Here is a 17,931-nt window from a genome sequence, read left to right on the forward strand (position 1 = left end):
GTATGGACGTGCTGCTGATCGGGCTGATCAACCTGGCCATCTTCATGCTGATCTTCGTACCGGTCTCCCAGCGGCTGCTCGGCGTACGGTTCGGCCTGGCCCGGCTGGCCCTCGGCGCGCTCCTCACGCTGGCGGTCTTCAGCCCGCTGATGCAGACCCTGACCGGCCCCGCACCGTGGACCGGTTCGACCGGCGCCGCGATCGCGTTCCTGGCGCTGACCGCGGTCTGCTCGATGCTGTCCGGCCTGATCTTCCTGGTGCTGTCCGAGGCCCTCGTCCCGACCGGTTCGTTGCCGCGGGCCCGCGATCTGCGCCGCGACCTGACCGGCCGGATCGCCCGCACCCGGAGGTACCTGCAGATCCTCCGGATCGCGATCCGGCACGGTCTCGGCCCGTACCTGCGCGGCCGTCGCCGGCCCGGCCGGGAGAACGCCGCCGGCCAGGCCGAGCTCGCCCGGTCCCTCCGCCTCGCGCTCGACGAGGCCGGTGTCACCTTCGTGAAACTCGGCCAGGTGCTGTCCACCCGCAGCGACGTCATCCCCGTCTCGGTGGCGAACGAACTGAGCCGCCTGCAGGACCAGGTCTCTCCCGCGCCCTGGCCCGGGATCGAGGCCGTCCTCACCGAGGAACTCGGCGCACCACCCCACCAGGTGTACGCCGCCTTCGACACCGAGCCACTCGCCGCCGCTTCGGTCGCCCAGGTCTACACCGCCCGGCTGCCGGAGGGCACGGACGTCGTGGTCAAGGTCCAGCGGCCCGGCATCGCGGCGGTCGTCGAGCGGGATCTCGACATCGTCCGGCGCCTCGCCCGGTTGCTGGAGCGGAACACCGACTGGGGCCGGTCGATGGGCGTCCGGGCGCTGGCCGACGGGTTCGCCGACGCGATGCGCGAGGAGCTCGACTTCACGGTCGAAGCCGGAAACATGACCACCGTCGCGGCCGGCCGGTCCGTTGCCTTGAACAACGACATGGTCGTACCCGAGCTGCACCCGCGGCTCTCCACCGCCCGGGTGCTGACGATGCAGCGGCTGGACGGCATCGGCCTCGGCAACGCCGCGCCGGCCATCGCCGAGCGTGGCCTGGACGGGACCCGGCTCGGTCGCGTGCTGTTCGAGTGCCTGCTCGGCCAGGTGGCGATCGACGGTGTCTTCCACGCCGACCCGCACCCTGGCAACTTCCTGCTGCTGGCGGACAGCCGGATCGGCATGCTCGACCTCGGTTCGGTCGGCCGGCTCGACCCGGCCACCCGCGAGGCCCTGCAGCGGTTCCTGCTCGCGGTCGACCACGGCGATCCGGTCGCCGCCACCGACGCGCTGCTGGAGATCGTCTACCGCCCCGACGTCATCGACGAGCGCGGTCTGGAGCGCGCGGTCGGCCAGTTCATGACCCGCCACCTGTCGGCCGGCGCCGCGCTGGGTCCGGCGATGTTCAACGACCTGTTCAAGATCATCACCTCGCACGATCTCGGCGTACCGCCGGAGGTGGCCGCGGTGTTCCGCGCCCTGGCCACGATCGAGGGCACGATCTCGCGCATCTCTCCCGGCTTCGACCTGGTCGCCGCGTCGCGCCGGTTCGCGTCGGCGCATGTCACCGACCGGCTCGCCCCGGAGGCGTTGCTCCGTACGGCGACCGAGGAACTCGCGACGTTGTTGCCGATGTTGCGGCGGCTGCCGCGCCGGATCGACCGGATCGCCGCCGCGGCCGAGAGCGGGCGGCTGGGTCTGAACGTCCGGCTGCTCGCCGACGACCGGGATCGCCGGCACATCACGTCCCTGCTGCATCAGGTCCTGCTCGCCGTCCTCGGTGCCACCGCAGGACTGATGGCGGTGCTGCTGCTCGGTACGCCGGGCGGCCCGCAGGTCACCGAGACGATGAGCCTGTTCCAGCTGTTCGGCTACAACCTACTGGTGATCTGCGCGGTCCTGGTCCTCCGCGTCCTGGTCCTGGTGTTCCGGCTGCCCGACAGCAGCCGCACTTGACTTGAAGCCGACTTGAACTTCGAGGATGTCCGGCATGTCCTCGACCACCGCACCTGTCGGCCCACCACCACGCCTGTTCAGCGGGCGGCACCTACCGCTCGTGCTGGGCGTGATCGGCCTCGTCACGCTCGGCGCGTTCGAGAACCGAGCGGTCGGTACGGCGTTGCCGACGATGGTGCGGGAGTTCGACGCCCTCGGCAGCTTCGGACTGGCCAACGCGGCGCCGAACGCGAGCTACCTGATCTCGCTGGCGATCGCCGGCCTCTGGTCGGACCGTCGTGGCCCGATCCCCACGCTGCGGGCCGGCGCGATCGCGTTCACCCTGGCCCAGTTGCTGGTCGGTACGGCGACCGCGATGCCGATGGTGATCGCCGGGCGGCTGCTCAGCGGGTTCGCGGAAGGGCTGCTCGACGTCTCGCTGATGGTGCTGGTCGCCCGCGCGCTGCCCGCCGTACTGCGGCCGAAGATGTTCTCGCTGTTCGCCGCGATGTGGATCCTGCCGTCGGTGGTCGGTCCGGTGCTGACCGGTCTGGTCACCGAGCAGTTCGGCTGGCGCTGGGTCTTCCTGGGTGCGGTGCTGCTGATCGTGCCGAGCTGGATGCTGCTCGGTCCGGCGATGCGGCAGTCGGCGAACGCCCCGGCACCCGAGCGCAGCGCCGAGGACGCGGCCGAACTGGAGGCCTGGCGGGCCGCGCTTCCCTGGGCGCTCGCCGCCTCGGTCGCGCTGTTCTCGATGACGCTGGCCGGTGATCACCTGGAGGCGCATCCGCTGATCGCCGGCCTCGCGATCCCGGTGTCGCTGGTGGTGCTGGGGCTGGCCGCCGTACGGGTGATGCCGAAGGGAACCTTCGTGGCGCAGCGCGGGTTCCCGGCGGTTGTTGCGGTTCGCGGGCTGGGTGGGGCCGCGTTCGCCGGGGCCGGCGCCTACCTGCCGCTGTTGCTCACGCTTCAGCATCAGTTCAGCCCGTCGCGGGCAGGGGTGACGCTGTCGATCACCGGCGTGAGCTGGGCGTTCGGGTCTTGGCTGCAAGGCCGGAACCACGGCATCGCGCGGGTCAACGTACTGCGTTCCGGTCTCGCGCTGATGAGCGGTGGTCTTGCGATCACGTCGTTGCTGGCTTGGACGGATGCGACGACCTGGTTCGGCCTGATCGGCTGGGCGTTCGCCGGGGTCGGGATGGGTCTCAGCTCGTCGAGCCTGTCCGTCCTCACGCTGGACCTGTCCGACGCCTCCAACTCCGGCCGCAACAGCAGCGCCGCCCAGATGGCCGGAACCATGAGCATCGCCACCGCGATGGCCGCCTCGGGCACGCTGCTCGCGCTCAACTCCTCCAACCCGCAGCCGTGGGTCTTCGGCACCATCATCACCGCCAGCGCCGCCCTGGCCTTCCTGGGCACCCTCACGGCCGGCCGCGTACGACGCCCGGCGGCGATCTGATGTGATCTCAGGTGGTCCAGGGGCGGAGACGCGGCCACCAGGCCGGGACCGCTCGGCGGTAGGCCTCGTACTCCGGGCCGAACTGGCCTGCCAGCGTCGGCTCCTCGTACCAGTGCACGAACGTCGCCGTCACGGCCCAGATGACCGCGGCATACAGCAGCAGGCTCAGCTGTCCGAACAACAGCGCCTGCCCGAGAATGACGAGCAGCAGGCCGACGTACATGGGATTGCGGACGTAGCGGTTGAAGCCGCTCACCACCAGCCGCTCAGGCGGCGCGGTCGGCGCAGGCGTCCCGCCCGCCTTGGCGAACTCGGCGAACGCGTGCACCGCGGGGATCAGTCCGGCGCCGATCAGAACCACGCCGAGCACTTGGGCGACGACCCAGGCGGGCAGCGGCTCTCGGAACTCCCACCGCGTGATGAGCCACGGGATCAGGCCGACCACCGTGCCCGGCGCAACCACGAAGAAGACCGCACTCCCGACCGCTGCCCGTGACCTCTGCATGACCTGCCACCTCCGCCGCGTCATGAATTCATCAGATGATGAATCTATTCCTCAGCGTAGCCAGTTGCCCGGAGGCTGTCGAGTCTGCTTGCGTTCCGGCGTGGAACTGGTTGCCTGCAGCAACTGCGTCCCGTTGACTACGCCGAGGAGCACCGGCCGGCTTTCTGGGAGCCAGTCGGGGTCTAGAGTGTGGACCATGGCTGAGCTGCTGACGGACGACCAGATCGACGCGGCGATCCGCGACCACCTGCCGGAGTGGAAGTTCGCGGACAACGCGCTGGTCCGCAGCGTGAAGCGGGAGAGTTTCATGGACGGCATCCGCCTGGTCGCGACGGTCGCCCAGCTGGCCGAGTCGATGAACCACCACCCGGACATCGACATCCGCTACACCACGATCACCTTCCGGGTGAGCAGCCACGAAGCCGGCGGCATCACCAACGACGACCTCGTCCTGGCCCGCCACATCGACACCGCGGCCGGCTGACCTCTCCACGCACGGGGTTCTCGGCATCTTGTACCTCGGTCCGGCCGCGGAGCGGTAAGTCTCTGCCTGGTCTTGATCGGATACCGTTGGCGAGTGACGACTGCCGAGGAGTACCGCCTGCTGGGGTTCAGCGACGAGGACCGTGAAGCGACCGAGGCCTTCGAGGCCGACCCGGCCGTCGTCAAGGACCTGGCCGACCAGCTGCGGGCTGCGATCGGCAAGCTCGGCAGCGAGCCGCAGCTGCGGATGCCGGTGGACCCACGCAACTCGGTCCAGGCGTTCCTGGACACCCTGCCGGACATCCGGCGGTACCACGCCGAGCGCGGGATCCCGGACGACATCAGCTGGGCGACCCTCGCCGACCTCGGGCAGCAGCTGAAGGTGCACCGCCGGACGTTCGGCGACTACGGCCTCCACACGCACTGGTGGATGACGGTCCACTGGACCGGCCAGATCTACGCCCTCGGCCGGTTGCAGTTCCTGCTCCACCAGGTGCCGGCCGACAAGCCCGTGCCGGGGACCGAGCCGGGCGAGTGGGTGATCGGCGTCCACATCCCGGAGACCGGGCCGTTGACGCCCGAGGCGGTCGACGACAGCTTCGATCGGGCGCGGGAGTTCTTCCCGCGGTACTTCCCGGAGTACCCGGTGAAGACCGCCACGCTGTGGTCGTGGCTGATCGATCCGTACCTGCTCGACAACCTGCCGCCGGAGTCGAACATGGTCCGGTTCGGCCGCCGCTTCACGCCGTACGGCGAACCGAACGACAGCCAGGACAGCGCGGTCTTCTTCACCTTCCGGACGCACGATCTCGACCGGCTGGACGAGTTGCCGCAGGACACCACGCTGCAGCGGCTGGTGGTCGGCCGGATCAAGGCCGGCGGCACCTGGCAGAGCGCGTACGGCTACCTGCGCCTTTGACCTAGAGCCTGGTCGAGGACCTAGCGTCGGTCGTATGACCGTCACGCTGATCACCGGAGGGTCGAGCGGCATCGGCGCCGCCGCGGCCCGGCAACTGCTCGAACTCGGCCATCAGGTCACCGTGACCGGCCGGGACAAGAACCGGCTCGACGCTTTCGCGGCAAGTGCCGGAAGCCCGTCGGACCTGCTCACCGTCCCCGGGGACGCGGCCGAACCCGCGGCGGCGGAGGACGCTGTCAAGCGGACCGTCGAGGCGTTCGGGCAGCTGGACAACATCGTCGCGAACGCCGGGTACGCAACCCACGACTCGATCGGCGACGGTGATCCCGAGGGCTGGCGGCACATGATCCTGACGAACGTGCTCGGTCCGGCCGCCCTGATCCACTACAGCCTGCCGGCCCTCCGCAAGACCCGCGGACGGATCGTGCTGGTCGGCAGTCTGGCCGGGCACGTGAACACACCGGGCAACATCTACGGCGCGACGAAGTTCGCCGTCACCGGGCTCGCCGAGAACGTCCGCCAACTCGTCACCGGCGACGGCATCGGGGTCACGCTCGTCTCGCCGGGCGCGGTCGAGACCGCGTTCTCGGATCCGGTCGGCGGGCTGGAGCCGGGCCGGCCGCGGATCAGCGCGAACCAGCTCGCGGCGACGATCGTGTTCGCGCTGACCCAACCGGCCGAGGTCGACCTGAGCACGCTCGTCGTCCGCCCGATCGGCTCCGCTCGCTAGGTACGCCGTACTTCGTGAGCGAACTGCCGAACCGGATCGGTGATCGTCAGCCGGCCGAAGCCTTCGCGGCGCGGCGCTTGACCACGATCCGGCGGGAGGTCTCGAGGACCAGGCCGATGACGAACGCCAGGCTGAGGCTGAAGCCGAGGGCCTTCAGCGAGTCGTGCGCGAACGCGTCCCCGCCGAGGTAGCCGAGCAGAGCGACGTACGTGTAGGCGACCGTCACGCCGGCGAAGGTGAAGAGGAAGAACTTCTTGAACGAGTACCGGGTCGCGCCGGCGGTCAGCGTGGCGACCATCCGCGCGCCGGGAACGTAGCGGACCGTCATCAGGATCAGCCCGCCGCGGGAATGCAGGGCGGCCGACACCTTCTCGTAGATCGCCTGTCTGCGCTCGCGGCGCTTCATCCAGCGGTGCAACGCCGGCCCGGAACCGCGGCCCATGAGATAGCAGACGGACTCGCCGATGACGGAGCCGAGCATCGCCAGCACGATCACCAGCAACAGATTCTGGTGTCCCGCGGCGGCGGCCATCCCGGCCGTGACGACGAGGCCTTCGCTCGGGATCACCGGGAACACGGCGTCGATCGCGGCGGCGAGGAACAGGACGAGGAGCAACCAGTGGGAGGCCATCGCCACACTGAGCAACTGTCGCGCGGCCTCGGCCAACTCCGTCAATTCCGTCACCCGGAAAAGCATGCCATCCGCTGTCAAACGGCCGGCAATCCCAGCGCTGTGATTCAGCGGGGTTTCACCGGATGTTCAGCGCCGCTCGGCTGCGTGTGCCGCGACGGCGGCGCCACGTGCTGGGCGAGCTCGGTTCGCGAGTGGATGCCGAGCTTCGCGTACACCTTCCGGAGGTGGTACTCGACGGTCTTCGGGCTCAGAAACAGCCTGGCCGCGGCCTCACGGATGCTCTGCCCGTCGGCGAGCAGCAGAGCGATCTGCCGCTCCTGAGGGGTCAAGTCGTCCGCCGTACTCGGCACTCTGCGCCGTGCGGTCTCTCCCGTCGCCTTCAGCTCTGTCGCAGCCTGGTCAGCCCAGCCCGCGGCTCCCAGCTCGTCAAACGCCGCAACCGCCAGTCGTAGCTGTGCGCGCGCGTCCACCCGCCTCCGGGCTCGTCTCAGCCAGGCGCCGTACGCCAACCGCGTCCGAGCCTGCTCGAACACGTCCAGGGTCTGCGCGTGCCACCCGAGGGCCCGCTCGAACTCCTCCTCGCTCTCGTCCACGACCGCCATCACCCGAGCCGCCCGCGCCAGCGACCACGGCTGCCCCTTGGCGTTTGCCAGTACGACGTACTCGCGTCCCATCGCCTGAGCATCGGCGGACCGGCCCAACCGCAGGTACGCCTCCACGAGCTCCGGCACCGGCGACAGGTCTGGGTCCTTGAGCCCGTTCGAAGCCAGTACGTCGACCAACCGCTCGTACTGCGGCAGCGCTGCCGCCGGATCACCCCGGCCCAACTCGTAGTCGCCGAGCGCGAACAACGACCACACAGTGCCCAGGTGGATCGTCCGCTCGGTGCAGATCCGTAGAGCCTCGGCTGCAAGCTCCTGACACTCGGCACGGCCTTGGTGCGCTGCCAGCCAGGCATGACCGGCCAGATTCATCGCCAGCTCGGTCGTCTGACCGGTTTCCCGCGCTAGCCGGATGCCCTCGTCGTACGACGTGGCAGCGTCGGCCCACCGGTCAGTGGTGGCGTCGTCACGGGCCAGCACGAACAGCAAGCCGGGCAGTGTGCCCAGGGCGACCTGCTCACGTCGCTCGAGCATTGCCTGCTGCAGGAGGGCCCTCCCAGTGCTGCTCTCGCGCAGGAAGAGTGGTGCGATCACCATCCACACCTGCCGCCGGCGATCATGTTCGAGCTCTTCCGACGGGGCCAGAGCAACTGCCTGGCGGATCTGGTCGGTCCCGCCTTGCCCGGCGAGGATCTTCGCCACTCCGCTGGCCATCATGCCGATGATGCGTGGGCCTGGACGCTGGACGGCCGGTAGCAGCCGGTCGATGCCTTCCGCAGCTTGGAGTGCTGACGTGGTGTCACACAGGCGAAAGCACGCGTTGACCGTGTCGGCGAGCAGTCCGGTCGCCACGGCTGCGTCGTCGCACTCCGCGGCCGCTGAGATCAGGATGTCGCGCGCCTCGGTCGGTGAGCCGCATTTCACGGCCAGATCGCCGCGTACCTCCTGTGCTCGGATCTTGGTGGTCAGTGGCGGCCGCAGCGCCAATGCCTCGTTCATCAGGGCGTCTGCCCAGTCCGCCAGTCCGGCTGACCAGGCTGCCTCTCCTGCCGCGACCAGTCTGAGTGCCCGGTCCCTCGGTGCTTCGGTCAGTCGAGCAGCGCGTTCGTACGCAGTCGCCGCGACGGCGTGCGCTCCCCGACCGGCTGCATGCCTCGCCGTGACATCCAGCCCGGCCGCCATTTCGTCGTCGCAGCCGAGCACTGTCTCGGACAGATGCCACGCACGCCTGTCCTCGTCCTGCGTGGCCCCGGCCACCGCTTGGTGAACGGTACGACGCTCGGCCGCATGAGCACTCGTGTACACCGCCGAGCGGATCAACGGATGGCGGAACTCGACTCGACCATCGCGAAGGGCCACCAGACCAGCCGTCTCCGCCTCGGACAGGGCTCGGACGTCGACGCCCAGCTCCTTGCACGCTCTGGCCACCACACTCAGCTCACCGTCGTCCACAGCCGCAACGAGCAACGCGGTGTGTGCAGCTGAGCTGAGCCGGTTTGCCCTTGCAGTAAAGGCTTCCGCGAGCAGTGCGGGCACTGGCACCGGTGCACCAGGCGCAAGCCGGTGGAGCTGGTCAGGTTCGCCGGCCAACTCCAGCAGCGCCAACGGGTTCCCGGCGACCGTCCGGTGTAGCCGGGCAACCAGATCAGCCGGTAGCCCAGGAACGAGCTGCTGTGCTGCCTCGAACGGCACGCCCGCGAGTTCCAGGGACGGCAGGTCTGCCTCGGCGAGCGGATGAGACTCGTGCTGCCGGGCAGCGATCAGCAGCATGATCGGGTCGGCGAGGAACCGCCGAGCGGCGAACAGCAACGCTTCCGCCGACGGGCGGTCGAGCAGGTGCGCGTCATCGACGATCACCCCGACCGGCGCCTCCTCGGCGTACCGGCAGATCAGGCTGAGGGTGGCGGCCCCGACGGCAAACCTGTTGGCCGTGCTCTCGTCCGGGCTGAGTGCCAATGCGGCGGCAAGGGCCGCCTGTTGCGGCTTCGGTATGCGATCGAGCTCGGCCAACGCAGGGCGGAGAAGCTGGTGGAGAGCACCGAAGGGCACGTCTCGTTCGGCTTCCGTGCCACGTGCTCGAAGCAGCCGCAGACCGGTGGCCAGGCCGGCCACTTCGTCGAGCAGAGCGGTCTTGCCGATGCCGGGCTCGCCGGTCACCAGCAGCACGCCCGCCACCCCCACCCGAGCCCCCGCGACCAGCTGCTCGATCGCCCGGCGTTCGGCCTCCCGCCCGATCAGCATGTCTCGCAGTGTGCACCAGGTGGGGCACCTGATGCGACGGCCGAGCTGCATTACCTACGTTCGCCGTACCGATCCAACAAGGGGGATGACATGACAGTCGCGATCAACGGCGACAAGCTGATGGGGCTGGTGTACCAGGCTGTGGACGAGGTGGGGGCGACGCTGAACGCGGCCCTGGTCGTGATGGGTGACCGACTCGGCTACTACCAGGCACTCGCGGACGATGGGCCTGCCACGCCGGGTGAGCTGGCCGAGCGGACCAGCACCAGCGAGCACTACACGCGTGAGTGGCTGAACGCTCAGGCGGCAGGCGGGTACGTCGAGTACGACCCGAGTACCGGTCTCTACACTCTGCCGCCGGAGCAGGCCGTGGCGCTGACCGACCCGAGCAGTCCGGCGTACCTGCCGGGCTTCTTCCAGCTCGCGCTCGGGACAGTGCAGCACACCACGCAGACGATCGAGGCGGCGCGCAGCGGCGCTGGGATCGGCTGGCACGAGCACACGTCCGACGTCCACGTCGGATGCGAGCGGTTCTTCCGGCCGTCGTACAACGCGAACCTGCTCTCCAGTTGGCTGCCCGCGCTCGAAGGAGTGGTGGAGAAGCTGGAGCGCGGTGCGACGGTGGCAGACATCGGGTGCGGGCACGGCGCCTCCACGATCCTGATGGCGCAAGCCTTCCCGCGGTCGGAGTTCGTCGGTTCGGACTACCACCAGGAGTCCATCGAGACCGCCCAACAGCGCGCGGCCGAGGCGGGACTTGATGACCGCATCCGCTTCGAGGTCGCGCCGGCGACCGGCTACAGCGGGTTGGGGTTCGATCTAGTGACGACGTTCGACGCCCTGCACGACATGGGCGACCCGGTCGGCGCCGCCCGCCACGTCCGTGAGTCGCTGGCGCCGAACGGCACCTGGATGCTGGTGGAGCCCATGGCCGGCGATCGCGTCGAGGACAACCTGAACCCGGTGGGCCGCGCTTACTACGGCTTCTCCACCCTGCTCTGTACGCCGGCTTCCCTCTCCCAGCCGGTCGGGCTGGCACTGGGGACACAGGCCGGGCCGGCACGCATCCGGGACGTCACCACGGCAGCCGGCTTCACCAGGTTCCGGACAGTCGCGCAGACGCCGTTCAACCTGGTCTTCGAGGTCCGGCCCTGACGAGCTCTTGACAGACATTTAACCAGCTGGTGAAGTGTTTGCGTGCTGACGACGACCTTCGGGGCGCTGGCGGACCCGACCCGGCTGGCGATCGTGACCAGGCTGAGCCGGGGCGACGCGACCATGGGTGAGCTCGCCGCGCCGCACCGGATCACGTTGCCGGCGATGACGAAACATGTCGGCGTCCTGGTCGAGGCCGGGCTGGTGAGCCGCCGCAAGGTCGGCCGGACCGTGGTGTGCACGATCCGGCCGGAGGCGTTCACCGAGGTCCAGGAGTGGCTCGGCGACCTCACGACGTACTGGAACAGCACGGTCGACCGACTGGAAGAGCTGCTACGAGGAGGCGGGGATGGGACCTGACATCCGGATCGAAAGGGTGCTACCGGCAACCATTGGACAGGTGTACGACGCCTGGACCCGGGTGGAGCTGCTGACCCGGTGGTACTGCCCCAACCCCGACCTCGACCTGAAGGTCGCCGCCGACGTCCGCGTCGGCGGCGACTACGTGGTCGAGATGGGGCCCCACGTCGTCCGCGGCACCTACCTCGAGGTCGACCCGCCGCACCGGCTCGCCTTCAGCTGGCACTGGGACGGCACCCCCGACCGGCCCACCCGGGTCGACGTCCACCTCACCGAGGTCCCCGACGGCACCCGGATGCTCCTCACCCACACCGGCTTCGAGACCGAGGAAGACGCCACCAACCACCACCAGGGCTGGATCCCCGAACTCGACCGCCTGGCCGCCCTCCTCACCACCTCCCAGCCCACGACTCCCTGACCCCGACATGAGTCGAGCCCCGGGCGGTGACCCGGGGCTCAGGCGGATGGATGGACAGTTGGCGGAATCAGCTGCCGGACTTGCGCCGGAACTGGCGCTTCTGCTTGTCGTTGTGCGCTTCGCCGACACCCTCACGCCGCAGCCCGGATCCGGGGTGCGCGTTGTGATGTGCGTTCTTCTTCTCGAGCGCTTCACGGAACTTCTTCTGCAGATCGTCCGCCGGCTTGCTGGACTTGTCGCTCATACCGTCTCCTTCACAAACCGTCAGGCGTACACCCCCACGCTAACCAATCCCCACCCGGCCCGCGACCGCATTACGTCATCCGGACCTCGATCACGCGGCCCCGCGGGTCGGCTCCAGCCCGGTCTGCTCATCGGTTCGCCCACTCACCGGTGACCTCAGGCGGCTGGTGGCCACAGCGACCGGTACGGCGATCGCCGCGATGACCAGGCCGGTGACCAGCGCGGCCGAGGTGGAGTAGCGGCCGACCGCGACCCCACCGGCGAAGGAACCGGCCGCGATCCCGACGTTCGCCGCGGACGCCGGCAGCGACTGCGCCAGCGCGCCGCCGGGACCGGCCAGGCTCACCACGCGGTACTGGAGCGAGGGCAGCATGCCCATACCGAACAGTCCCAGGGCCATCAGCGCCGGCGCCACGAGGACCGCGATCGCGCCGGCGAGGTAGAGCGCCAGCAGGGAGATCGCGACGCCGACGGTCGCCACGATCAGGGTCCGCGCAGCGTTGCGGTCGGCGAACCGGCCGCCGTTGAACGATCCCACGGCCGTGGCCACGCCGTACGCCAACAGGAACACGCTGATCATCGAGCCGGAGATCCCGGTCACGCTCTCGAGGAACGGCACGAGGTACGTCAGTCCGGCGAACAGCGACGCGAACAGCAGGAACGTCAGAAACAGAACGGCGAGCACCCGCGGCGCGAACGCGTATCTGGCCTGGTTGCCCGCGGCGCCACCTGTACTGGGCACGGACGGGACAAGCACCAGTGTGGCGATCAGCGCGATCACACTGAGCACCACGATCGCGGCGAACGAACCGCGCCAACTGAGCGTCTGGCCGGCCAGTGTTCCCAGCGGGACCCCCAACGCGGCCGAGACGCGACCCCGGAGATCACCACCGAGATCGCCCGGCCCATTCGCTCCGGCGGGACGACGGAAACGGCGACCGCGAGTGCGGTGGCGATGAACAGGCCCTGGAGCGCTCCGGTGAGGACACGCACCGCGAGGAACAGGCCGTAGCTGACGGTCAGCACCGCAAGCAGGTTGCCGAGGACGAAGAGGACAAGGGTGCCGATCAGGACGATCCGCTTGTTCAGTCTGATCGTCAGAGCGGCCAGCAGCGGACCACCGAGGGCGAGGCCGAGCGCGTAGGCGGTCACCAGTGAGCCGGCTGCGGGAATGGACACCCGGAGGTCGGCGGCGATCAGGTTCAGTACGCCGACGACCAGCAGTTCGGCACTGCCCAGCACGAACATGCCCAGAAACAGCGTGGCCAGCGCGAGGTTCGTCCGCGCCGGCCTCGGCACCCTTTGCCCGATACTCATCTGCACCCGTCCTCGTGTTCGCGGTCTCGACTGTGCAGACCACCTGACGGGCCCGAACTCATCGCCGCGCCGTCGTCTCAGCCAGGGAAAACCTCGGCGCGGGCAGCGTTCGCACTGTTAGGTTCGAGGCGAATCGAGGGAAGGGGACGCGGGTGCTGGTGAGTGGTGAGGCGTTGCTGGGGATCGCCCTGGTCGAACTCGGCCTGGTGATCGTGCCGGGACCCAACATGATCTATCTGGTCTCCCGATCCGTCGCGCAGGGCCGGCGCGCCGGGCTGATCTCGTTGGCGGGCGTCGGCATCGGGTTCCTCGTGTACTTGCTCGCGGCAAGCGCCGGTCTCGCGACGTTGTTCGCGCTCGTGCCGGAGATCTACGTCACGCTGAAGCTGGCCGGCGCGGCGTACCTGCTCTGGCTCGCCTGGAACGCGTTCCGCCCCGGCGGCAACTCCGTCTTCGCCACCCAGGAACTCGAGCCCGACCGTCCGCGCAAGCTGTTCGGCATGGGCCTGCTCACCTGCCTGCTGAACCCGAAGATCGCCATCCTCTACATCTCCCTGCTGCCCCAGTTCCTCGACCCGTCACGCGGCCACCTCGGCACCCAGAGCCTGATCCTCGGCCTGGTCCAACTCGCCGTCGGCGTCGCCGTGAACGCGGTCTTCGTCATCACCGCCGGCTCCGTCGCCGTCTTCCTCGCCCGCCGCCCGACCTGGATGCGCATCCACCGCTACCTGACCGGCACCGCCCTGGCCGTCTTCGCCATCCGCCTGGCGACCGACCGCGCCAGGCCGTTGGCCACTCATTAGCCCGCTCCGGATACTGCTGGACGTGCCGATGCATCCTGGACAACTGGACGTGACGACGGACCTCGTGACCCGGCTGGTCCGATCACAGTTCCCGGCGTGGAGCGGCCTCGCCATCCGCCCCGTCACCTCGTACGGCACCGTGAACGCGTTGTTCCGGATCGGAGACGACCTGGTCGCTCGGTTCCCCATCCAGCCCGGTGACCCGATCACCGTCCGCAAGGACCTCGAAGAGGAGGCCGACGCTGCCCTTCGGCTCCACCGCATCTCGCCGTACCCGACGCCTGAACCCGTCGACATCGGCGAGCCCGGTGACGGCTACCTGCTCCCCTGGGCCGTCTACACCTGGCTGCCGGGCACCATCGCGTACGACGCCGACGTCGCGCGTTCGATCGATTTCGCTGGGGACTTGGCGACGTTCGTCCGCGCACTCCGCGCCGTGCCGACCGAAGGCCGGGTGTTCACCGGCTCGTGGCGCGGCGGCGTACTCGCAACGCACGACGACTACGTCGCCGACAGCCTTGAACGCAGCCGCGGCATGATCGACGTCGACGCCCTCGCCCGGCTCTGGGCGGACCTGCGGACGACGCCGCGGACCGAACCGGACGTCTGGGCCCACCGCGACCTCATGCCCGGCAACCTGCTCGCCGGCAACGGCCGCCTCGTCGGCGTGATCGACGTCGGCACCTTCACCGTCGCCGATCCCGCCATCGATCTCGCACCCGCCTGGAACCTGCTCCACGCCGACGCCCGCGCCGCCTTCCGGACCGCCGTCGGCAGCAACGACGACGAATGGCGCCGAGGCATGGGCTGGTCCTTCGCCCAAGCCATCGGCTGCCTCTGGTACTACGCGGAAACCAACCCCGTGATGTCCCGGACCGCCCACCACACTCTGACGGCCCTTCTCACCGCCGCATAGTCACGAAGACGAACTCCTTTCCGGGCCGATCCGGGGCCTCGCGTACGTCGTCGACCGTGAAACCGGCCGCAGTCAGCGACTCCTCGACCTCGTTGCGCTCCCGGAACCGCAACGTCGAGTCCGACGTGAGTACGGCGCCGTCGGACGCGAAGACGTACGTGCCCCGGAACGAGACGAAGGGCAGCTCGACAGCAAGCAGATCGGACCAACTCTCCACCGTGTCGCCGCCCGCCACCCGCTTCACCTGATGCGTGTGCTCACGGGTCCACTCCTCCCAGGCCCGCCGCGCTGGATCCCGGGTCTCGAACACGAACCGCCCACCGGGTTTCAGGGCTTGGCGTACGCCGGTCAGCGTCGCCGCCCACTCCTCGTCGGTGAGGAACACCTGGGCCACGTTCCCGGTCATCACCGCGAGGTCGACCTCGAGCGGCGGCAACGTGGTCGCATCGCCGTGGATCCACCGCACCCGATCGGCGAACTCCTTGCCCTTGGCAACCTCCAGCGACGCCTCCGCCGGATCCACGCCGACGACCTCGACCCCGAGCCTTGCCAGCCAGGTCGCCAACTCGCCCGTCCCACAGCCGACGTCCAGCACCCGCCGCGCGCCGAACTCCTCCACCATCGCGACGTAGTGCTCCAGATCGCCCCGATCCGCGTCCAGCTCGTCATAGATCGCCGCCAACCGACGTACTCCGAACAACGCATCAACCATGCCGCCGACCCTAGGCCGCCTCGGTCAGGCCGACCAGGCAATTACGGGCCGGTGGCCGCGAGCAGCTGGTGGAGAGAGACGCGAGTCATCGGATGGTTGAGGAGATCGGCGGACTCGCGTTCGGCGAAGTCGGCTCGGTCGGGATCGGACGGGCTGATGGCCTCGCAGATCGCGTTGTAGGTCCAGTTCAGCCAGCCCGTGACCGCTGTGGCGAAGGACGACAACGTCAGCTCGGGCCATCGGCCGGCCGTGTCGACGTACCCATCGCGGAGCGCTGCGATCGCGATCGGGTTGATGGCCGGCCGCAGCGTCCAATGGGTGAGAGCCCAGGAGATCTCGAGCTCCGGGGTTTGCGAACCGGCGAAATCCCATTCGGTGACCACGAGCTCGTCGTTGTGGCCGAGGCGGGTGTTCTCGGGGTTGAGCACCTGGTTGCAGAGGATGAACTCCGCTCCGTCGAAGTCGGCGTCGATCGCGTTCAGGTCGAGGATCGCCGGGAGGGTGTCCGCGAGTTGCCCGGCCCACGGCTTGCCGGCCGCGCGGGCCCGGTCCAGGAGTTTCTCCCATTCGGACTCCGGCCGCCGGTAGGTGACGTACGGGTTCATGGGCACGTCGCTGGGAATCGCCAGCGAGTGCAACGTTCCGAGGATCTCGCCGACCCGGCGCGCCACGGCGGCCGGCGTCGGTGTCACCGGCGACGGCCCGACCTCGATCCATTCGTGGACTCGCCAGTTGTCTCCCTGCACGCGTTCGACCAGCCCGCCTTCGGGGCTGCGCACCGGAGTCGGCGCCGTGACCCCGGCGGCAACCGCCGCGTCGCGAAGCCGGGCGCCGACCTCGGCCTGGTCCGCGGTGATCCACGGATAGACCGACACGGCCAGCCAGCGCCCGCGGTCCGTCGTGATCGACCAGGATCGCCCCATCAAGCTGAACGCAACCGGCGACGCACTCCCGACGACACGACCGAGCCCGAACGCGGACGCCAGCGCCTCGGCCAGCCCATCAGGTACGACGGGTGCCTGAGCGGCCCGCCGTTCCACTTCGGACTTCAGCGCGGCCCAGTCGCGGACGCCGTACTCGACGGCCAGCATCCGTTGCGCCGAGGCCAGCGAAGCACCCGGATCGGACTCCCGCAACGCCACCAACAGATCCTTGGCCTGCTTCCGCAGGAACCCAAGGCTCGGACTGTCAGGCAGATGTCTCACGACGCGTCCTCTCGGGCCCGGACTCGCACAGGCCACAAGGGGAACGCCTCATCCACAGGGGTGGCTTCCAGCCTTCCGGCGAGTCTCGACGCAGCCCCAACCACGCACCCCCGACCCTACCGGACCACCCAAGCTTCTCCAGCTCAGACGTTGAAGCGGAATTCGACGACGTCGCCGTCTTGCATGATGTAGTCCTTGCCTTCCATGCGGACCTTGCCGGCGGCGCGGGCGGCGGCCATGGAGCCGGCCTCGATCAGGTCGTCGTAGGAGACGATCTCGGCCTTGATGAACCCGCGCTGGAAGTCGGTGTGGATGACGCCGGCCGCCTCGGGGGCGGTGGCGCCGCGCTTGATGGTCCAGGCGCGGGCCTCCTTCGGCCCGGCCGTCAGATACGTCTGCAGGCCGAGCGTGTCGAACCCGACCCTCGCCAGCACGTCCAGGCCGGGCTCGTCGATGCCCATCTCGGCGAGCATCTCGCGGGCCTCGTCCTCGTCGCCCAGCTCGACCAGTTCCGCCTCGAACTTCGCGTCCAGGAAGATCGCCTCGGCCGGCGCGACCAGGTCACGCATCTGCTGCTTCAGCGCCTCGTCGGCGAGCTCGTCCGCGTCGCAGTTGAAGACGTACAGGTACGGCTTGGCCGTCATCAGCATCAGCTCGCGGATCGCGTCCCGGTCCACGTCCGTGGCGATGATCGGCGTCCCGGCCTCGAGGTGCTTCTGCGCGGTCCGGACCGCCTCGAGCACGACGCCGCGCTCCTTCTTCAGCCGCGCCTCCTTCTCCAGCCGCGGGATCGCCTTCTCGACGGTCTGCAGGTCGGCCAGGATCAGCTCGGTCTGAATGGTGGAGATGTCATCGGCCGGCGAGACCTTGCCGTCGACGTGCGTGACGTCGTCGTCGCGGAAGACCCGGGTGACCTGGCAGATCGCGTCCGACTCGCGGATGTGGCTGAGGAACTTGTTGCCCAGGCCCTCACCCTCCGACGCGCCGCGGACGATGCCGGCGATGTCGACGAACTGCACCGTGGCGGGGATCACCTTGGCGGAGTCGAACAGCTCGGCCAGCTTGCCCAGCCGCGCGTCCGGTACGCCGACCACGCCGACGTTGGGCTCGATGGTCGCGAACGGGTAGTTCGCCGCGAGCACGTTGTTCTTGGTCAGCGCGTTGAACAGGGTGGACTTGCCCGCGTTGGGGAGCCCGACGATTCCGATGGTGAGTGCCACGGGCGTCAAGGGTACGCGGCCTACCCCGCCGTACCCCAATCCGCGGTACGC

At 69.2% G+C, this 17,931-nt stretch carries 19 protein-coding genes; 10 read left to right on the forward strand and 9 right to left on the reverse strand.

The genetic code is table 11. The features are described 5' to 3' along the window. The first annotated feature begins 2 nt into the window (after positions 1-2). Entirely contained in the window at positions 3-1,979 is a 1,977-nt protein-coding gene (locus ACYVOK_RS27765) for an ABC1 kinase family protein (RefSeq protein WP_460665492.1), read from the forward strand. Positions 1,980-2,013: 34 nt separating this feature from the next. Further along, on the forward strand, positions 2,014-3,417 hold the full coding sequence (locus tag ACYVOK_RS27770; RefSeq protein ID WP_460665493.1) for an MFS transporter: 1,404 nt from the start codon (positions 2,014-2,016) through the stop codon (positions 3,415-3,417). Between the two features lie 7 nt (positions 3,418-3,424). Here ACYVOK_RS27770 and ACYVOK_RS27775 read toward each other — a convergent pair whose 3' ends face one another. Then, complete coding sequence (locus ACYVOK_RS27775) at positions 3,425-3,922, reverse strand: methyltransferase family protein (RefSeq protein ID WP_460665494.1); 498 nt, start codon at positions 3,920-3,922, stop codon at positions 3,425-3,427. Between the two features lie 196 nt (positions 3,923-4,118). Between ACYVOK_RS27775 and ACYVOK_RS27780 the strand changes: the two genes are divergently transcribed. The 3 genes from ACYVOK_RS27780 to ACYVOK_RS27790 all read left to right on the forward strand — a co-directional run bounded on the left by ACYVOK_RS27780 (position 4,119) and on the right by ACYVOK_RS27790 (position 6,054). Further along, positions 4,119-4,406: a 4a-hydroxytetrahydrobiopterin dehydratase gene (locus tag ACYVOK_RS27780; protein WP_460665495.1), complete on the forward strand. Its 288-nt coding sequence runs from the start codon at positions 4,119-4,121 to the stop codon at positions 4,404-4,406. Between the two features lie 93 nt (positions 4,407-4,499). Beyond that, on the forward strand, positions 4,500-5,324 hold the full coding sequence (locus ACYVOK_RS27785; RefSeq protein WP_460665496.1) for an acyltransferase domain-containing protein: 825 nt from the start codon (positions 4,500-4,502) through the stop codon (positions 5,322-5,324). 34 nt (positions 5,325-5,358) lie between these two features. Beyond that, a complete protein-coding gene (locus ACYVOK_RS27790) occupies positions 5,359-6,054 on the forward strand; it encodes an SDR family oxidoreductase (RefSeq protein ID WP_460665497.1) in 696 nt (231 codons plus the stop codon). A gap of 46 nt (positions 6,055-6,100) precedes the next feature. Here the strand turns inward: ACYVOK_RS27790 and ACYVOK_RS27795 are convergent, their stop codons facing one another. Together ACYVOK_RS27795 and ACYVOK_RS27800 are read right to left on the reverse strand one after the other, a co-directional pair. Then, positions 6,101-6,739, reverse strand: coding sequence for a DedA family protein (locus ACYVOK_RS27795; RefSeq protein ID WP_460665498.1), 639 nt, complete (start codon positions 6,737-6,739; stop codon positions 6,101-6,103). A gap of 53 nt (positions 6,740-6,792) precedes the next feature. After that, positions 6,793-9,531 carry a helix-turn-helix transcriptional regulator gene (locus ACYVOK_RS27800; RefSeq protein ID WP_460665499.1) on the reverse strand — a complete coding sequence of 913 codons (2,739 nt, stop codon included), beginning with the start codon at positions 9,529-9,531 and terminating at the stop codon, positions 6,793-6,795. A 90-nt stretch (positions 9,532-9,621) separates the two neighbouring features. Between ACYVOK_RS27800 and ACYVOK_RS27805 the strand changes: the two genes are divergently transcribed. From ACYVOK_RS27805 to ACYVOK_RS27815, 3 genes are read left to right on the forward strand one after another with little or no spacing between them, the layout of a single operon-like run. Further along, on the forward strand, positions 9,622-10,686 hold the full coding sequence (locus ACYVOK_RS27805; protein WP_460665500.1) for a class I SAM-dependent methyltransferase: 1,065 nt from the start codon (positions 9,622-9,624) through the stop codon (positions 10,684-10,686). A gap of 42 nt (positions 10,687-10,728) precedes the next feature. Then, the gene (locus tag ACYVOK_RS27810; protein ID WP_460665501.1) at positions 10,729-11,046 is read left to right on the forward strand and encodes an ArsR/SmtB family transcription factor; all 318 of its coding nucleotides are present in this window, start codon (positions 10,729-10,731) and stop codon (positions 11,044-11,046) included. Beyond that, positions 11,036-11,464: an SRPBCC family protein gene (locus ACYVOK_RS27815; RefSeq protein WP_460665502.1), complete on the forward strand. Its 429-nt coding sequence runs from the start codon at positions 11,036-11,038 to the stop codon at positions 11,462-11,464. The genes ACYVOK_RS27810 and ACYVOK_RS27815 overlap by 11 nt, the downstream gene beginning before the upstream one ends. A 67-nt stretch (positions 11,465-11,531) precedes the next feature. Here the strand turns inward: ACYVOK_RS27815 and ACYVOK_RS27820 are convergent, their stop codons facing one another. The 3 genes from ACYVOK_RS27820 to ACYVOK_RS27830 all read right to left on the reverse strand — a co-directional run bounded on the left by ACYVOK_RS27820 (position 11,532) and on the right by ACYVOK_RS27830 (position 13,024). Beyond that, entirely contained in the window at positions 11,532-11,708 is a 177-nt protein-coding gene (locus ACYVOK_RS27820) for a DUF5302 domain-containing protein (protein WP_460665503.1), read from the reverse strand. 90 nt (positions 11,709-11,798) lie between these two features. Next, positions 11,799-12,566, reverse strand: a complete 768-nt coding sequence (locus tag ACYVOK_RS27825) for an MFS transporter (RefSeq protein ID WP_460665504.1) — start codon at positions 12,564-12,566, stop codon at positions 11,799-11,801. Further along, complete coding sequence (locus ACYVOK_RS27830; RefSeq protein WP_460665505.1) at positions 12,485-13,024, reverse strand: MFS transporter; 540 nt, start codon at positions 13,022-13,024, stop codon at positions 12,485-12,487. Before ACYVOK_RS27830 ends, ACYVOK_RS27825 begins: the two co-directional genes overlap by 82 nt. A gap of 152 nt (positions 13,025-13,176) precedes the next feature. On the opposite strand from ACYVOK_RS27830, the gene ACYVOK_RS27835 reads away from it, so the two are divergent. Beyond that, positions 13,177-13,827 carry a LysE family translocator gene (locus tag ACYVOK_RS27835; protein WP_460665506.1) on the forward strand — a complete coding sequence of 217 codons (651 nt, stop codon included), beginning with the start codon at positions 13,177-13,179 and terminating at the stop codon, positions 13,825-13,827. A gap of 28 nt (positions 13,828-13,855) precedes the next feature. Next, complete coding sequence (locus tag ACYVOK_RS27840) at positions 13,856-14,743, forward strand: aminoglycoside phosphotransferase family protein (RefSeq protein WP_460665746.1); 888 nt, start codon at positions 13,856-13,858, stop codon at positions 14,741-14,743. Here ACYVOK_RS27840 and ACYVOK_RS27845 read toward each other — a convergent pair. The 3 genes from ACYVOK_RS27845 to ychF all read right to left on the reverse strand — a co-directional run bounded on the left by ACYVOK_RS27845 (position 14,730) and on the right by ychF (position 17,880). Beyond that, positions 14,730-15,455, reverse strand: coding sequence for a class I SAM-dependent methyltransferase (locus ACYVOK_RS27845; protein ID WP_460665507.1), 726 nt, complete (start codon positions 15,453-15,455; stop codon positions 14,730-14,732). The two genes, ACYVOK_RS27840 and ACYVOK_RS27845, sit on opposite strands and share 14 nt — an antisense overlap. A gap of 41 nt (positions 15,456-15,496) precedes the next feature. After that, on the reverse strand, positions 15,497-16,660 hold the full coding sequence (locus ACYVOK_RS27850) for a phosphotransferase (protein WP_460665508.1): 1,164 nt from the start codon (positions 16,658-16,660) through the stop codon (positions 15,497-15,499). Between the two features lie 143 nt (positions 16,661-16,803). Further along, complete coding sequence (ychF, locus tag ACYVOK_RS27855; protein ID WP_460665509.1) at positions 16,804-17,880, reverse strand: redox-regulated ATPase YchF; 1,077 nt, start codon at positions 17,878-17,880, stop codon at positions 16,804-16,806. Positions 17,881-17,931: the final 51 nt, after the last annotated feature.

The organism is Kribbella swartbergensis, assembly GCF_054784135.1.

Excerpts from the sequence above, each read along its gene's own strand:
- ACYVOK_RS27770 (WP_460665493.1), top strand. The coding sequence starts at position 2,014 with ATGTCCTCGACCACCGCACCTGTCGGCCCACCACCACGCCTGTTCAGC.
- ACYVOK_RS27815 (WP_460665502.1), top strand. The coding sequence starts at position 11,036 with ATGGGACCTGACATCCGGATCGAAAGGGTGCTACCGGCAACCATTGGA.
- ACYVOK_RS27765 (WP_460665492.1), top strand. The coding sequence starts at position 3 with ATGGACGTGCTGCTGATCGGGCTGATCAACCTGGCCATCTTCATGCTG.
- ACYVOK_RS27840 (WP_460665746.1), top strand. The coding sequence starts at position 13,856 with ATGCATCCTGGACAACTGGACGTGACGACGGACCTCGTGACCCGGCTG.
- ACYVOK_RS27780 (WP_460665495.1), top strand. The coding sequence starts at position 4,119 with ATGGCTGAGCTGCTGACGGACGACCAGATCGACGCGGCGATCCGCGAC.
- ACYVOK_RS27820 (WP_460665503.1), bottom strand. The coding sequence starts at position 11,708 with ATGAGCGACAAGTCCAGCAAGCCGGCGGACGATCTGCAGAAGAAGTTC.
- ACYVOK_RS27805 (WP_460665500.1), top strand. The coding sequence starts at position 9,622 with ATGACAGTCGCGATCAACGGCGACAAGCTGATGGGGCTGGTGTACCAG.
- ACYVOK_RS27800 (WP_460665499.1), bottom strand. The coding sequence starts at position 9,531 with ATGCTGATCGGGCGGGAGGCCGAACGCCGGGCGATCGAGCAGCTGGTC.
- ACYVOK_RS27790 (WP_460665497.1), top strand. The coding sequence starts at position 5,359 with ATGACCGTCACGCTGATCACCGGAGGGTCGAGCGGCATCGGCGCCGCC.
- ACYVOK_RS27845 (WP_460665507.1), bottom strand. The coding sequence starts at position 15,455 with ATGGTTGATGCGTTGTTCGGAGTACGTCGGTTGGCGGCGATCTATGAC.
- ACYVOK_RS27775 (WP_460665494.1), bottom strand. The coding sequence starts at position 3,922 with ATGCAGAGGTCACGGGCAGCGGTCGGGAGTGCGGTCTTCTTCGTGGTT.
- ACYVOK_RS27830 (WP_460665505.1), bottom strand. The coding sequence starts at position 13,024 with ATGAGTATCGGGCAAAGGGTGCCGAGGCCGGCGCGGACGAACCTCGCG.